The following is a 16,164-nucleotide window of genomic DNA, read 5'->3' on the forward strand; positions in this document are numbered from 1 at the left end:
AGACTGTAAATCTGCTGTCTTACGACTTCGGTGGTTCGAATCCATCTTCGCCCACCTTTTTTAGGTTGTATAAATGCGGGAATAGCTCAGTTGATAGAGCATTAGCCTTCCAAGCTGAGGGTCGCGGGTTTGAGTCCCGTTTCCCGCTCACAAGAAAGCCGGTCGGAATATTTCGACCGGCTTTCTTTATATTACATTTGTGCAAATCTGATTTGATAGAAGTATTTTCGGCTGATGGATATTAAGGTACAAAAAAAAGACGATTCGAAGAATCGTCTTTCGTTTTTTTTAATCTTGATTATATTGCTTATTCAGCAGGATGAATAGCTCCGGTCGGACAAGCGTCAGCACAAGTTCCGCAATCTGCGCAAATTGATGGGTCGATTTTGTAGATATCGCCTTCAGAGATAGCTTCTACCGGACATTCGCTGATGCAAGTTCCGCAAGCAATACAATCGTCACTAATAACGTAAGCCATTGTTTCTAAGTTTTAATTGATGAATTAGTACTAATTATGTTCTGCAAAAGTAGTAGTTTTATCGGTTCATTCAAATAAAAAAGGACTTTTTTGTTTTGGCGTTTACTGACAGGTATTGCCAAAATGTTATCTTTGCAGGCAATAAGAGGAACTTTTCACCGTTTAATGTATGTATTAAAGGAGACGCGATTGAGAAAGACGATACTTTTGTTTTTGATGTCATTAATGGCTGTTTCAGGTATTGCACAGAAACGTAAATTGGAAAGATTGCCTTATATTGACCAGCGGAGAATACATTTCGGATTCTCGGTGGGATTACATACGCAAGATTTAGGATTTACTCATACCGGATATACGACTGAAGCGGGAGAAACTTGGTATGCCGAAGTCCCCTCTTTCTCTCCCGGTTTTAATGTCGGGCTGGTTAGCGACCTTTATCTTTGTAAATATCTTAACCTTCGCTTCTGTCCCACCATGTATTTTGGAAATAAGACGGTCGAATTTCGGGAAGATCATACAGATGAACGTCGTACTGTAGATTTGAAGTCGAATTATATTATGATTCCGATAGATATAAAATATAGTGCGAAACGTCTGAATAATTATTGCCCTTATATTACTGCAGGAGTTGCTGGGGCTTTTGATATTTCAAAAAAGAAAAATGAACTGTTGAAGCTTAAGACTTATGATACTTATTTGCAAGTAGGATTGGGGTGTGATATTTATTTGCCTTTTTTTAAATTGATTCCGGAACTTAAATTTTGTTTCGGTCTTGGCGATATTTTGCAGCATAAGCGTCCTGATCTGCGCGATCCTTTGGATTATAAATATACACAAGCGATTAAGCGGGCATCTTCTAATATGGTCGTGCTTACATTCTATTTCGAATAAAGTCTGTTTTTGCTTGTTTTCAATCGGAAATAGCATTTTTCTATGCTTAGGACTCAACACTGTGTTAAATATGTAGATTTAACATTTCTCTTCTTGTATAATCGGACAATATGTTATAAATTTGCATCATAAATATCGCGGGGTGGAGCAGTGGTAGCTCGTTGGGCTCATAACCCAAAGGTCGTCAGTTCGAGTCTGGCTCCCGCAACTAAGTTTAAGAGCGCTAAGTGGTTGGCGTTCTTTTTTTGTTTTATTGGGGGCGGTTTGTCCTGATTTTTAAGGCAGAAAATATTGGGACTAAAAAAATATCCGGACTTTAAAGTCCGGATATTTTTTTAGTCGTATAATGGAAATACGAAAATTCAAGAGTTTAGAATCGAGGTCGGGCTTCTTTTACTACCATCGTGCGATTGTCATACTGTGCACCATTAAGTTCTTTAATTGTGTTTGCTGCTTGCATGTCATCTGGCATTTCTGCAAAAGCAAAACCTTTGGAACGACCGGTTTCGCGATCTTTAATTAATTTTACAGAGTTAACTGTACCATACTCTTCCAAAACTTGGATTAAATCTGACTCCTTAACATTATAGCTAAGGTTACCAATGTAAATATTCATAAGAATGAAATAAAAATAAATAATAAAAAATTGAAACAACGAGGTTTGGGGAAAGATCTTGACCGACGATAAAAAAATACTCAACGGTTTGCGTTTGAGAAAATCCTCATAGAAGAGTAAGAGCGATATAAACTCTCTTTGTTTGTATTGCAAATAACGATATAATAATCGATATATCTACTATGTTATCTTTATTTTCTTCGTAATTTAAATATTTAGCTTTTTATTTTACGCATTTTACCATTCCAATTTAGAGCCCTGTCTAAGAGAAAATGTTATCAGGCCATTGTTTTCTTCCAGTCTGTTTTCCGGTTTTCACTCGTTAGATAGCAGGCCATCATTCTCGTAAAATCGAAAAAATATCCTCAATCGAAATTCTCAAACGTAGACTGAGCAAAATTTAGACGACAGACCTGAATATAGTTTGTATATCGTCACTATTAATATTAAAAGACTTTGAAGCGGGTTGTATATATAGATATATTTTTATAGTAAAGAATACATTTATGGCTTTTGTGTTTCTTTTTTATATTAATAGTATAACAATATGTTGTTTTAATTGTAGAATTATTATCTCAGAATATGTTTAATAACATATTTTATACTTGATAATTTTTTATAAACATTTGATTTGTAATAAAATATGTGATTTTGTGTGTTTTGTGTGTGCGCACACATATTTGTTATTTAAAATTTATGCCATATATTTGTCCGTGAAATTGAGCCTAAGTCTGTTTTATGCCGATTGATTAGACTGTCCAAATAAACGTTCGTTTATTCGGACTTTTTTTTATTCACTAAATTTCTTCCTTAATTTTTACACAAATTTTTGTTATCAATACATTTATCGAATATCCAACACTACATATTTAAGACTTTTCATTCCGTTTAGTAAAACGAACATTTGTTTGGACAAAAGATGGAGTTTGTAAATAAAAGAAGATATCTATTACCATGTCTATCTGAGTGTTTAAATTTTTTTACTAAACTAATACATAACATGAAAAGTGGAACAGAGCGAATAGTCCGTATTGTCGGATGCCTAATGGCTTTTTTCAATTTCTTATTGCTGGTGCAGCCAATAAATGCGCAGACTTCCGGTAAAGTAAGTGTGAAAGGTGTTGTTCTGGACGAGGCAGGGGAAACATTGCCCGGTGCTACCGTCACAGAAAAAGGGACAAAAAATGTTGCAGCGACCGATTTGGATGGTAAGTTTACGATTAAAGTATCGAAAAGCGGTGCTACTTTGATCGTTTCGTATGTCGGGTATGTAACTAAAGAGGTTACATCAAAGCCGGATATGAAAGTTATTTTGTCCGAAAATTCTAAAAATCTCGATGAAGTAGTCGTTGTCGGATACGGAACGATGAAAAAACGAGATGTAACAGGTGCTATCAGTTCTATATCCAGTAAAGATATAGAGCAGAAGATGGCGACGAATGTGTTTGAGGCTTTACAAGGACAGACTGCCGGAATTCAGATTATTTCCGGTTCTGGCCAACCCGGGGAAACTTCTTCAATTAAAATACGTGGAACATCTACATTCTCTGCCGATGGAGTAAAACCCCTTTATATTGTGGATGGTATTCCTTTGGATGATATTGATGGAATCAACCCAACGGATATTGCATCTATGGAAATTTTGAAAGATGCAGCTTCGGCAGCTATTTACGGTTCTCGTTCTGCTAATGGTGTGATTATCATTACAACTAAGCAAGGAGAAGCGGGTAAGCCCCGTATTGATGTGAAGTACAATCATTCATGGGGAACATTGTCTCATAAGTTGGCTCAGGCAAACCGTGCTGATCGTCGTTATTATGATAATGCTCGTCGTCAGTATTTTTTAGATAATAATATCGGTAATGCAGATGAGAGTATCCAAATGATTCAAGACTCGTTGAATGTATTTTTTAATGTAGATAATGACTATCAGGATATGATTTTGCAAACTGCACAGAAGGATCAGGTTGATATTAGTGTGGGCGGTGGCAGCGACAAAATCAAATATTTTATCAATACCGGTTATTTTAATGAAAGAGGTATAGTTCCTAATACGGCATTTCAGCGGTTGACAACTCGTATTAATTCTGATTACAAACCGGTAAAATGGATGAATATGGGTAGCCGCATCGCTCTTACTTACTCTAAAAAAGAGGGTATAAACGAGAATGCATTATTAAATGCAATGTTGAGTCGTCGTCCTTATTTCTCGACATACTACCCTGATGGCTCGCTTGTGGGAGTGTTTAACGGACAGAAAAATCCGATTGCGCAAGTCGAGTATACAACAGATTTTACAGACGCATATAAAGGGAATTTTTATCAGTTCTTTGAATTTGACATTTATAAAGGTTTGAAGTTCCGTACGAATATCAATGCCAATTTCTCGCTTAGCAAACGGAAGAAATTATATCCCAGTATTATTACGGATGAGTGGCAAAAAAGTAATGAAGGCGGTTCTTATAACTATTTAGGCTGGAACTGGATGAATGAAGATTATTTCAGTTATAGCCACAAATGGGGAGACCATAATTTTTCTGCAATGGCGGGTTTTAGTGCTCAGCGTTGGTCAAATCAAAATGAAATTCTTGTAGGGACTAATTCTTCTACCGATTATATTTATACGATGAACGCTTTTGCGTCTAATTTGACACAAACTTCTACCGGTACATGGCAGACGAGCCATTCTTTAGCTTCTTTGTTTGCTCGTATAACTTATGATTATAAAGGACGTTATTTATTGACGGCAAATGTGCGCCGAGATGGATCTTCTCGTTTTGCTGAGAATAATAAATGGGGGAATTTCCCGTCTGCATCTGTCGGTTGGCGTATTTCTGATGAGAAGTTCATGCAATTTGCCAAACCTGCACTCGATGATGCGAAGATTCGTGTAAGTTATGGTGTAACCGGAAATGAGTCTATCGGAAATTACGATTACGTATATACTTATTCTCCGAGCACTATTTATGACGGTGTCGGAGGCGTTTCTGCAACTCGTATCGGTAAAGACAATCTGAAATGGGAAGAGACAAAACAGTTTGATATCGGTCTTGACCTTTCTTTCTGGAATAGCCGTCTTACCGCTACATTTGATTACTATGACAAATATACTTCAGGATTGTTGGCAGATTATGAACTTCCGAAGGAGTCGGGTTTTTCAACGATGAAAACCAATGTGGGCGAGGTCAGCAACCGAGGATTCGAAGTCGCTATTGCCGGAGATATTATCCGCACAAAAAATTTCCGATGGAATGCTTCGTTTAATATTTCACGAAACATAAATCAGATAGAGCGTCTTTCTGAAGGTAAAGCTTATTTGGAAGGAGATTTATGGTGGATGCAAGAAGGAGGACGTATCGGAGACTTCTATGGATATAAATATATCAATGTCTTCCAATATGATGAGTCTAATGCTTTTGCCGAAGGATCATGGCAACAGCTTACACCAGTTTTTGAAAATGGTGTATTTCAAAATAAATATTTATTGAATGGAACGGAATATACCGGTAAAGTCTTGCAGAAAACTTTACCGAACGGAAAACCTTTCCGCGGAGGAGATATTAACTGGGAAGAACCGGAAGGCAGTCGTGATGGAATTATCGATGATAATGACCGTATGATTATCGGCAATGCGCTTCCTGATGTTACAGGAGGTCTCAGCACTCAGTTTACGTATAAGGATTGGAGCTTATTTATTTCTTTTTATTACTCTTTGGGTGGAGAGATTTACAACTTCGGTGAGCATAACCGGAATATGTTTAAATATACCGGAACGACACCTTCTCCGGATGTAATTTATAATACATGGTTGAAACAGGGAGATATCGCCCTTTATCCGAGACCTTATAATGATGAATATGATAATGCCCGTTATGCTAACTCTTTCTATGTCGAAGATGGTTCTTTCATCCGATTACAGAATGTACGGTTAAGTTATAACCTACCGAAAAATTGGTGTCGGAAGTGTGGTGTAAAAGGTATAAATCTGTATGCTTTTGTAAATAACGCTCTTACTTGGACTAAATATTCGGGATTTGATCCGGAGTTTTCGACAAGCGATCCGTTACAAATCGGTCGGGATAATTATCGTTACCCGAAAAAAAGAGAATATGGTGTAGGTATGTCTGTTAATTTTTAATCGAAACTACTATGAATAGGATAAAGTTATTTTTTGGAGTTGCCGCACTTGCTTTTTCGTTGAGTTCTTGCGAGGCATTTCTTGAGGAAGAGCCGATAAGTGAAATACCGGTAGAAGAGATGTGGCAAACTTCACGGGATGTAAAAGCCGGAGTAAATGAAATTTACGGACTTTTCCGTACGACTATGCGGAAGAATTATTTTTACTGGGGAGAGTTCCGTTCAGACAATATGTCTCCCGGTTCTTCTTCTGCAGCAGATCAACAAAGGGTAATCGATAACTTAATAACGACGAGTCATGAATGTGCCAAGTGGACAGATTTATATAAAATGATCAATCAGGCGAATTTGGCGATTAAGTATATTCCGACAGTCGATATGCCTTCTATCGCTACCCGTAACGATTATTTAGGACAGGCCTATGCTATGAGAGCTCTCGGCTATTTTTACGCTATTCGCGTTTGGGGAGACGTACCTTTGTTTACTGAGCCGAACGAAAAGTATAGTACTGATCTGTATAAAGAGCGTACCGATAAAAATTATATCCTTAGGAATGTGATTCTTGAAGACCTTAAAAAGGCTGAAGAATTAATGGATAAAACGAATAATAAGGAACGGAAACGTATCTCTATTTATGGCGTTTGGGCTATTATGGCAGATGTGTATATGTGGCTTGAGGAGTATAATTTGGCAGATCAGACTATCGATAAGATGTCTGGAGACGCTACGTTTATGAAACTTGAAACAAGTATTGAGAATTGGCGGAAAATGTTTGTGGAAGAGCTGAACGGAAAACCTTCGGATGATACTCCTGAGAATGATGAATACACGACTAAAGAGCTCATCTTTGTTGTTCATTTTGATATGGACGAAGTGGGATCGAGCGGATATAGTTATATGTATCAATGGTTTACTGGATCGGGAAACCGTGCCGCCGTTTTATCGGATGCTATTCTTGAAAAATTTTCTGATGATGATTTAAGAAAAGCATATACAACTCAGTATTATCAAAATGGATGGGAGCTCAATAAATTTATCGGAGGGACAATCAGTACGACTTTAAATAAGACATGTGAAGTGGCTTATCCTATTTACCGCTATTCAGATATGATTTTGTTACAGGCCGAAGCGCGTGCCCGTATGGGAAAATGGGAAGAAGCGTTGGATTTGGTAAAACAGATTCGCGACCGTGCCGGGTTGACAACTGCTACGTCTATGGATTTTGCTTCGGAGGACGATATTATCAATTATATTTTGGATGAACGTCAAATAGAGTTGGTCGGAGAAGGACGCCGTTGGTTCGATTTGTTGCGTACGAAAAAGTGGAAAGAAGTCATGGAGCCTATTAATGGAATGAACCAAGATGGAAATGAACTTTTCCCGATACACTATTCCCATATCAATGAGAATCCGAAATTAACACAGAATCCGTATTACGGTAAGTAAAAATAACCACATCTAAAATATAGAATCATGTTGAAGAATTTATTAAATAAGATAGCGGTTCTACTGGTCATTATCGGTACGATGAATAGTTGTGACATGCCGTTGCAGAAAAATTACGACTATGAAAGTTCTGTTCTTGATCCGCATGTGAATATGACTGCATGGGAGTATATTAATTCTCGTCCGGATATATTTTCAACCTATATCGAAGCAATAGAATATACCGGAATGAAAGATTATTTTACTCAGACTGATACCGAATATACTTTTTTGGCATTGAACAACACTGCCATGAAAAATTTTATGGCAGATCGTTTTCCGGGAATATCATCTATTTCTGATTGTGATATGGAAAGCGTAAAAAAATTATTGCAGTATCATATTATTGAAGGAAGTTATAGCGCTTATGGAGATTTGCCCGTAGAAGCAATCCATGTTCTTACTTTGCTAAGAGGAGAAGAAGGTCTTATGACTATCCTGGTACGGAAAAATCCATGGCAAGCAGATGCGGGTAAAGTGATTATCAATGATACGGGGACAAATGGAAATTCTCCGATGAGAGCAGCTATCACCAGCAATATTATGCCTGTAAACGGTGTAATTCATGTCTTTGACTCATATTGCTATTATAAAAAATAGTTTATCATAAGTAGTAACGCTTAATATATAAACGTATGTTAAAAAAAATATTATCAATATTGTTTCTTACAGCTTGCATTTTACCGTTTTCGAGCTGTAAAGATGACGAAGAGACCTTAGATCCGTCATTGAGCCAACCGGTTATTAAGTTCGCTTATGATGATCTTCAGGCCGATATGAATGAAGTGGATAATTTGCCGGTAGTCGCTGTTATCCGTTCTGAGCTTGGACTGAAAAAAGTTATAATGCAAATCGAGACGGAAACAGGGATGATCGATTATAAAACGGTAACGACGTTCTTTAATGAGAAGGCATATAGCCTGTCTGAGAACCTGAACTATCAGGAAGATTATAAAGCTTTTGTCGTTACTGCGATCGATAAACTGAACCGGGAAGCCAAAGCGACTTTGGAGTTAGGAGTTACGGGAATAAAAGAAGGTCCGTCGATAGTCTTTGATCCTGAATCGATTACTTATGATGAGTTGGTTGGCGGGGATATGCCGAAAACGCATTTCACGGTAACCTCTGTCGCCGGATTGAAGAAGATCGAGATGTATCTTGTGTCGGAAAGCGGACAAATGCAATATGGTTTCCCGATCGAGTTTGATAATGCTGAGACCGAATATGTTTTTGATGAGCAGATTATGTATATGGAAGGGGACAAAGGTTTTAAAGTAAAAGCTACCGATGTTTACGGACAAGTGAAAATTGTTACGATGACGGTAAATTATCTGACACCAGCACCTCCGACTATTACGTTGAAAGAAGATACTGTATTTGCGGATAAGGATGAAACGAAAGCGATTACATTGCGTATGGAATCTCAACGCGGTATCCGCAATGTGAAAATTTATCGTATAGAAGATTCGCAAGAGGTGCTTGCCGCTACGAAAGATTTTGCAGACTCTCCTCTTTCGGTTACCGAATCTTTGGATGTATTATTGACGAATGCAACATCTAAGCTGAAAATTGTGGCTACCGATGTTGTGGATAAGACATCGGAGGCGACAATGACGGCGATTGTCAATATGGATTTTGTCGCTAATCTTTCTGTCGGCAGCCAGATATTGGCTAATGGAAATGCGAATTATCCGGATGTATATGCCTTGATCTCATTGAAAGATATGAAGACTTATTCGGTAGATTATGCACTTGAAAGTTCGGACAACGCTTCAAATGTAGATATCAAATTTTATGCTTATGGCGGACAAGGGGTATTGCGTATGTATGCAATAGATGGAGGTAATGATACGAAATGTTCTGAATTTAAGGGAAAGAACGGATCGGTAGCAGATATGGAGGTTCAAAACAAAACTCGTTTGTTGGCAGTTCCCGGATTTGATTTCGATAATGCCACGGCAGAGTCTATATCGAATGCTATTTCTGCGTCTAATATAACATCGAACAAAATCAATCCGTTTGTTGTCGGAGATATAATTGCATTTAAAACGGCAGATACCTCTACTGCAGGAGGCGGCCGTATCGGTGTAATGAAAATCTTGAGCGATACGCAGGTTGTGTCGAATAATCCGACGGCCCGTATCATAACTGTATCGATCAAGCTTCCGAAAAAATAAATCTTGAATGAAAATATGCGGTATGGCATTTTTATATGCTATACCGTGTATTCTCTTTTTTCGTAATCCTAATCAAGAATGTATAACTTCTGTTCAAATAGTGTTTTATGAAAAGATTGTTGACTTTATTTCTGCTGACGGTTTTACTTTTTCCCGTTTATTCGCAAAAAAAGGTATATGCCGATTATCACGGAATCCGCCGTACCCGTCTCTATGACGGTGAATTCGGAGAATGGAAGTATGCTTCGAAAATGACTTACAGCCCGGAAAAGTCAGGCGTTACTCAATTAACGTATAATCCTGATCTGATTTTGGCGAATGGACAGCATAATATCGCGGCCTATGAATATCCTTTGGTGGGTATGCAATCGCAATACGATCCGGATAATATCGAATATCAAGTATTAAGTGCTAAAACTGCCGGGATTGACGGATTTTTTGTGGAATGGGGTTATATAGACCATACATCGAACACTCTTTTGCAAAAAATTCAGGAGGTTGCGAAAAAGTATGATTTTGAAGTGGGCGTTAATATTTGTGATGGATGGTTGATGGAAAAGGGATGGCATGCCGGTACACGAGAAGAGAACGTAGAGTATTTTATTACCTGTATGCAATATCTTATAGATAATGTGTTTACCGGTTCGACAGCACCGATTGTCAATGGTAAACCTGTATTTTATTTGTTTCATGACGGATTTACCGCCGAAGAGTTTAAAACGATTCGTGAATATACTTATACGTATCCGGATGATTATCCGGTAAGCGGTACGGATAAATTTCCGAATGTAATTATGCGTACGACACTTAACCCGTCTTTGACGAACGATGTATATACTCCTAAAAGTCCGTTGACACAAGCCGGTTCTGAATGGGTGAATGAAAATAAAGTCGTGCCTACACCTTGGATGCCTGAACGCATACGTACCGGTTATCATCTGACTCCTAAATTTCACCGATATGCTTCTGCTGATGATTGTGAAATATTTTTGAATGCTTTTGCTACGACGGTATGGCGTTCGGGATATCCCGTCAAATCGGGATTTGTAGCTCCCGGAATGAATAACTACGGGTGTGGAGGATGGTCAACGACCGGAAAACTTTCTTATATTCCGAGAGATGATGGAGATACCTATGAGAGAATGTGGGAATTGAATCTGAAATATAAGAATATGTTAAACATGATTTATATCGGATCATGGAATGATTATACCGAAGGGCATGAAATCGAACCGACTGTCGAGAACGGAGATCGTGATTTGCGTATGACGCTTAAATATGCGACACAGTTTAAAGGTGAAACCTCCTATGATGAATCGGGTATAACCCTGCCGCTCGAACTATTTAAGTTACGTAAGAAAGCTGAGTTTTTTACTCTTTGCGGCATAGACGGTTCTGCTTATACTTCTGATCTTGATAAGATAGCCATGTCTATATCCGATGGAGATTACGCCGATGCAGAATCGGAGATTGAGGATATGAAAGACCGGTTTGCTCAGTTGGAAGCAGGGATAACTTCAGAGAGTTATCATATCGATGCAGCCGGTTTGACGATTACAGGCTCATTGAATGATGACGGTGAATATGTATTGTCTAATAGCCGTACCGGAGTAACGATAAAAGACAATGATCTTAAAGGTAAATTGGCTGCCCAGAATTATGAGGGATATATGAATTTCGAATATTGGGATGACACATGGGGTAAGAATATCAATATCGTATCCGGAACATATAAAGAACCCCGAGATATGTTCAAAACGATAGCACAACTTAAGCATGAAGGACTGGGTGCATGGAAAACTGCGAAAATACGCTTATATAAAGAGAATGTAAAATATGGAGCAGAATCGGGAAATAGCGATATTTCGTTTTATGGAGACGATTCGAAGGTTTCTAAGATCAGAAATCTGTCATTTGATTTTACCGTTTATTCGACAACATCGGGAGCTGTTTCAAAATCGGTATCCGAAACATCTGTACGGCTTTTTATGTCCGGGAAAAAACTGAATATTCTTAATGCAGGGGAAAATGCCCGTTTGCAGATATATAATGCTGCTGGGGGAAGTTCGGTTTGTGATATGCTTGTGACAAAAGTGGTTGAAACAGTAGATCTTACAAGTTTGTCTTCGGGAGTGTATATTGCGGTTATTGTTTCGGACAGCCAGTATTCCTCATGTAAGTTTATCCGTTAACCGATAAAATATCCGGATCATGAAAAAAAGGCTACTATATAGATTAATGCCGCTTCTGTCTTTGTTTCTATTAAGTTATCCGACGATAGCGAAGAATACGGGGAACGGCAAAAAAGTATATGCCGATTATCATGGAGTACGTTATACCCGAAATCATGACGGGATGTTAGGTCGTTGGACTATGTATGCCGATACCCGAAAATCTCATACGGGGATAAATTCCTTGTGTTATAATGCAGATAATTTATCGGGAGATAAAGAGCCGTATATGAATGAAATTGCATCGGTTCATTATCCGATTCTCGGCATACAGTCCGATTTGGATGAAGACTATATCGAGTATCAAATTCTGAGTGCAAAGACTGCCGGGATCGACGGCTTTTTTATCGAGTGGGGATTTATGGGGCATGAGAATGATGTCTTGTTAAAAGCCATGCAAAAAGTCGCGGCTCGATACGATTTTGAAATCGGGGTGAATTGGTGTGATGGTTGGCTGTATTATGATTGGATAACCAAACGTTATCCTGAAATTAATACTCGCAAAAAAAAGACCGAACATTATGTACGTTGTTACCAATACCTTATCGATAGTGTTTTTACTGGAGTTACAGCCCCGATAGTAAAAGGATATCCGGTATTTTATCTATTTGGTCCTGGTGCGACTGTTGAAGAGTATAAATGGGCTTATGAAAGAGTCAGAATTCCTGTAGGAATGAATGCTCCGGTAGTCTTACGTCGGTGGGCAGATTGGGGAAGATTGGAAAATAACCGTTATATTCCGGTTACTCATAGCGAAGAAATTGATGAATGGATCGGTTTGGGAGCAGTTCCTACAGCATGGTTGCCTGCCCGTGTTCGTATAATGGATGCGGCTCATCCTTATTGGGATAATTATGCGGAAACGGAAGATTTGATCGAATTTATGAAACCATTTCGTGATTCGATCTGGAACAATCCGAATCCTGTTTTCAGAATCAAGTCGGGATTCGTGATGCCCGGTATGGATAATCGGGGATGTGCAGGATGGGGACGAGGGCATTTCTTTTATATTCCGAGAGATCGAGGAGAGACATATCGTAAAATGTGGCGATTCAATATAGCGAACAAGGATAGTCTGGACATGGTTTTTATTGCGTCATGGAGCGATTTTACGGAAGGTCATGAAATTGCTCCGACACGTGAAAATGGAATACGTGAACTGGAAACTACATTGTATTATTCCTCTTTATTTAAAGAAAAGATTGTAGATAAAAGGGGATTGCTTTTGCCGGAACGGTTGTTTTATCTTCGAAAACAGTTTGCCTTATTGAAAGATTCAGGCATAGACATCGATAAAAAGCAAGTACGAATGTTAAATGATGCGGCTAAGTATATTTCCAAAGAAAAATATAAAAAGGCGGACGGACTATTGAGAGCTTGTACGGATTATGTCTTGAAAATGTCTTCTCGTTTGATGAAGGAAAATTTAAACCTTTCGGAAAAAGATCTTTTACGGGACTCACTCGATAAACAGGGATATGATGTCGGCAAAAGTTTGAAACTTTATTTGCCGAAGGATTTGCATCATAAGCTTTTAAAATATAATTATGAGGGATATATATGTTTTGAATATTTAGATGAAGGAGATGATTTCATTCGGATATATTCCGAAACAAATAGGATACCTAAGGATAAATATAGTGTTGTAGGAAGTATTCGCAAAAATAAGACCGGTCAATGGAAACCTGTTCGAATACGTCTTTATAAGGGAAATATCTTTTATAAAGAGAATAATCCGGCATTTTATATTAAAGGACGGGGGCATGTTCGAAATATTATGTTACAATATCAGATGATGCATTATGAAAATGATTGACCGAATTTGTATTCTTCTTGTTTTTCTGTTGTCCGGATGTTCTGTCTCGGAAACAGGTATAATATCTTTTCGGGAAGATAACGTTGATTATCGGGTCGAATTCTTTTCACCGCGGATAGTCCGGATATTATCATATCCGTCGGGAGATACTTTGGTTACGAAAAGACTTGTTGTAGATACCTCCTTACCTCGTTATACCGGTTATACTGTAAAAGATAATTCTTCTGAGTACCGTTTTGTTACTCCTGAACTTATCATTCTTTTTGATAAAAAAGAGAAAGCCTTTGAATTTAGAGAGGTCGGTACGGACAGACTTTTATTGCGTGAGAAGAATAATGGGGAGGCTCGAACGTTCCGCAGAGATACTGTTGCCGAAGAACCTTGCTTGCACGTAACGCAACGCTTTGTCCCGACAGAGAAAGAAGGTCTGTATGGTTTAGGTCAATATCAAACAGGTGTCATGAATTATCGCGGTGATACCGCTCTTTTGTTACAGGCAAATATGGACATAGTGAATCCATTTCTTATCTCTACTAATCGATACGGGATATTATGGGATAATTATTCTGAAACCCGTTTTAGAGATAATGAACAGGGATACAGTTTCGATTCGGAAGTCGGAGATGCCTCAGATTATTATTTTGTTTATGGGGAAAATATGGATGAGGTAATCGCCGGTTATCGAACTCTTACCGGGAGAGTCCCGATGTTCGGTAAATGGGTTTTCGGTTTTTGGCAATCTAAAGAACGTTATCGTTCGTTCTCAGAATTAGAAAATGTCGTGAAACGCTATCGGGAAGATAGTATCCCTCTTGATAATATTGTACAAGATTGGGAATATTGGGGTGATAAGACCCATTGGAACGGCCTGATGTTCGATACGTTGAATTTTAGCCGACCTAAAGAGACGATTGCCCGATTGCAGAATGATTATCACGTTCATTTTACGTTATCCGTATGGCCTGGTTTTGGAAAAGAAACATCTGTTTATAGAGACCTTGATTCTATACACGCTTTGTTTGATGAACCTACTTGGGCAGGTTATAAAGTATTTGATGCTTACAATCCTTATGCTCGGGAAATATTCTGGAATCATTTGAAACGAGGGCTATATGATCAAGGTGTTGACGGATGGTGGATGGATGCGACAGAACCTTCCTTCAGAGATGGGTTTACCCAGTTGAAGCAGGCCGAGAAAACAAAATCTGCCGGAAATACGTATATCGGTTCATTTCATAGGTATTTGAATGTATATTCGTTAGAATTGTTACGTTTTTTACACGATAAACTTCGTACCGAAAATGATGAAAAACGGGTGTTTATACTTACCCGGTCAGCGTTTGCTTCTCAGCAACGATATGCGACGGCGGTGTGGTCGGGAGACGTATCTGCATCATGGGAGAATTTTCGCAAGCAGATTGCTGCGGGAATAAATCTTTCTATGTCGGGTATTCCTTATTGGACATCGGATATTGGAGGTTTTTTTGTAACCGAAAGAGATGCTTGTTTCCCGAAAGGATTGGATGATCCGGCCTATAAAGAATTGTATCTTAGGTGGTTTCAGTTCGGGTGTTTTTCTCCGTTATTTCGGGCGCATGGTACGAATGTACCAAGAGAAATATGGCAATTCGGAGAACCCGGTTCTGTATATTATGATACACAGTTGAAATATATCCGTTTGCGATATAAATTGTTACCTTATATTTATTCCGTCTCTCGGCAGGTAACAGAGCGTCATGGCTCTGTTATGAAAGGGTTGTGTATGGACTTTGTTTCCGATACATCTACATACGATATTGCCGATGCGTATATGTTCGGTCCGTCGTTGCTGGTTAGCCCTGTCGTGACTCCCGGTGCACGGGAGAAGAGTACATATCTGCCCGGACATTCCGGAACGTATTGGTATGACTTTTATTCCGGTGAGGCATATCGTGGAGGATGTATGCAAAAAACTTCGTCACCATTAGATGTCATTCCTCTTTTTGTGCGGGGCGGGTCGATATTGCCTATGACCGATGTGAAACAATATGTTTCGGAATGTCCTGACCTGAAAGTAGAACTCCGTATATATACAGGGGCTGATGCCTCTTTCGAATGGTATGATGATGAGGGTGACTCATATCGATATGAAAACGGGGAGTTTGCTATATGTCCTGTCTTGTGGGATGAATCGGATAAAAGTGTAACATTGGGAGATCGTATAGGAAAGTATCGGAATATGACTGAAAATCAACGAGTAATTGTAAAAGTTTATTTCCCGGAACAATCTACCCCGATAGAAAGAGAAATTTTTTATACAGGAGAAAAAATAAAAATCGATTTTAAATAACGCG

General features: G+C 38.6%; 10 protein-coding genes and 2 tRNA genes. 10 read left to right on the forward strand and 2 right to left on the reverse strand.

Translation table 11 applies throughout. From position 1 onward, the window contains the following. Positions 1 to 75 precede the first annotated feature (75 nt). A tRNA-Gly gene (locus AC0UMU_RS07005) sits at positions 76 to 148 on the forward strand. Positions 149 to 307: 159 nt separating this feature from the next. Here AC0UMU_RS07005 and AC0UMU_RS07010 read toward each other — a convergent pair. Next, entirely contained in the window at positions 308 to 478 is a 171-nt protein-coding gene (locus AC0UMU_RS07010; RefSeq protein ID WP_009318100.1) for a 4Fe-4S ferredoxin, read from the reverse strand. A gap of 90 nt (positions 479 to 568) precedes the next feature. Here AC0UMU_RS07010 and porT point away from each other — a divergent pair, with 90 nt between their 5' ends. Then, on the forward strand, positions 569 to 1,369 hold the full coding sequence (porT, locus tag AC0UMU_RS07015) for a type IX secretion/gliding motility protein PorT/SprT (protein ID WP_022390250.1): 801 nt from the start codon (positions 569 to 571) through the stop codon (positions 1,367 to 1,369). Between the two features lie 136 nt (positions 1,370 to 1,505). After that, positions 1,506 to 1,577: transfer RNA gene (locus AC0UMU_RS07020), tRNA-Met, on the forward strand. Positions 1,578 to 1,739: 162 nt separating this feature from the next. On the opposite strand, the gene AC0UMU_RS07025 is transcribed toward AC0UMU_RS07020, so the two are convergent. After that, entirely contained in the window at positions 1,740 to 1,985 is a 246-nt protein-coding gene (locus AC0UMU_RS07025; RefSeq protein WP_009318098.1) for an RNA-binding regulator, read from the reverse strand. 1,045 nt (positions 1,986 to 3,030) lie between these two features. Here AC0UMU_RS07025 and AC0UMU_RS07030 point away from each other — a divergent pair. The 7 genes from AC0UMU_RS07030 (at position 3,031) to AC0UMU_RS07060 (ending at position 16,160) form a co-directional block, all read left to right on the forward strand. Beyond that, positions 3,031 to 6,123 (forward strand): SusC/RagA family TonB-linked outer membrane protein, encoded by a 3,093-nt coding sequence (locus tag AC0UMU_RS07030; protein ID WP_044261926.1) that lies wholly within the window; start codon positions 3,031 to 3,033, stop codon positions 6,121 to 6,123. 11 nt (positions 6,124 to 6,134) lie between these two features. Then, positions 6,135 to 7,568, forward strand: coding sequence for a RagB/SusD family nutrient uptake outer membrane protein (locus AC0UMU_RS07035; RefSeq protein ID WP_022391240.1), 1,434 nt, complete (start codon positions 6,135 to 6,137; stop codon positions 7,566 to 7,568). A 27-nt stretch (positions 7,569 to 7,595) separates the two neighbouring features. After that, complete coding sequence (locus tag AC0UMU_RS07040; RefSeq protein ID WP_009318095.1) at positions 7,596 to 8,207, forward strand: fasciclin domain-containing protein; 612 nt, start codon at positions 7,596 to 7,598, stop codon at positions 8,205 to 8,207. A gap of 35 nt (positions 8,208 to 8,242) precedes the next feature. Further along, on the forward strand, positions 8,243 to 9,784 hold the full coding sequence (locus AC0UMU_RS07045; RefSeq protein ID WP_009318094.1) for a hypothetical protein: 1,542 nt from the start codon (positions 8,243 to 8,245) through the stop codon (positions 9,782 to 9,784). A 107-nt stretch (positions 9,785 to 9,891) separates the two neighbouring features. Then, entirely contained in the window at positions 9,892 to 11,976 is a 2,085-nt protein-coding gene (locus AC0UMU_RS07050) for a T9SS type A sorting domain-containing protein (RefSeq protein ID WP_278714864.1), read from the forward strand. Between the two features lie 19 nt (positions 11,977 to 11,995). Next, entirely contained in the window at positions 11,996 to 13,831 is a 1,836-nt protein-coding gene (locus AC0UMU_RS07055; protein ID WP_288640461.1) for a glycoside hydrolase family 71/99 protein, read from the forward strand. Further along, positions 13,818 to 16,160: a glycoside hydrolase family 31 protein gene (locus AC0UMU_RS07060; RefSeq protein ID WP_009318090.1), complete on the forward strand. Its 2,343-nt coding sequence runs from the start codon at positions 13,818 to 13,820 to the stop codon at positions 16,158 to 16,160. Before AC0UMU_RS07055 ends, AC0UMU_RS07060 begins: the two co-directional genes overlap by 14 nt. The last annotated feature ends 4 nt before the right edge of the window (positions 16,161 to 16,164 follow it).

Source organism: Coprobacter fastidiosus (assembly GCF_982245605.1).

Bases quoted from the DNA above. Each gene is read 5' to 3' on its own strand.
- AC0UMU_RS07045 (WP_009318094.1), top strand. From the start codon at position 8,243: ATGTTAAAAAAAATATTATCAATATTGTTTCTTACAGCTTGCATTTTA.
- AC0UMU_RS07025 (WP_009318098.1), bottom strand. From the start codon at position 1,985: ATGAATATTTACATTGGTAACCTTAGCTATAATGTTAAGGAGTCAGAT.
- AC0UMU_RS07010 (WP_009318100.1), bottom strand. From the start codon at position 478: ATGGCTTACGTTATTAGTGACGATTGTATTGCTTGCGGAACTTGCATC.
- AC0UMU_RS07055 (WP_288640461.1), top strand. From the start codon at position 11,996: ATGAAAAAAAGGCTACTATATAGATTAATGCCGCTTCTGTCTTTGTTT.
- AC0UMU_RS07040 (WP_009318095.1), top strand. From the start codon at position 7,596: ATGTTGAAGAATTTATTAAATAAGATAGCGGTTCTACTGGTCATTATC.
- AC0UMU_RS07050 (WP_278714864.1), top strand. From the start codon at position 9,892: ATGAAAAGATTGTTGACTTTATTTCTGCTGACGGTTTTACTTTTTCCC.
- AC0UMU_RS07035 (WP_022391240.1), top strand. From the start codon at position 6,135: ATGAATAGGATAAAGTTATTTTTTGGAGTTGCCGCACTTGCTTTTTCG.
- AC0UMU_RS07030 (WP_044261926.1), top strand. From the start codon at position 3,031: ATGGCTTTTTTCAATTTCTTATTGCTGGTGCAGCCAATAAATGCGCAG.
- AC0UMU_RS07060 (WP_009318090.1), top strand. From the start codon at position 13,818: ATGAAAATGATTGACCGAATTTGTATTCTTCTTGTTTTTCTGTTGTCC.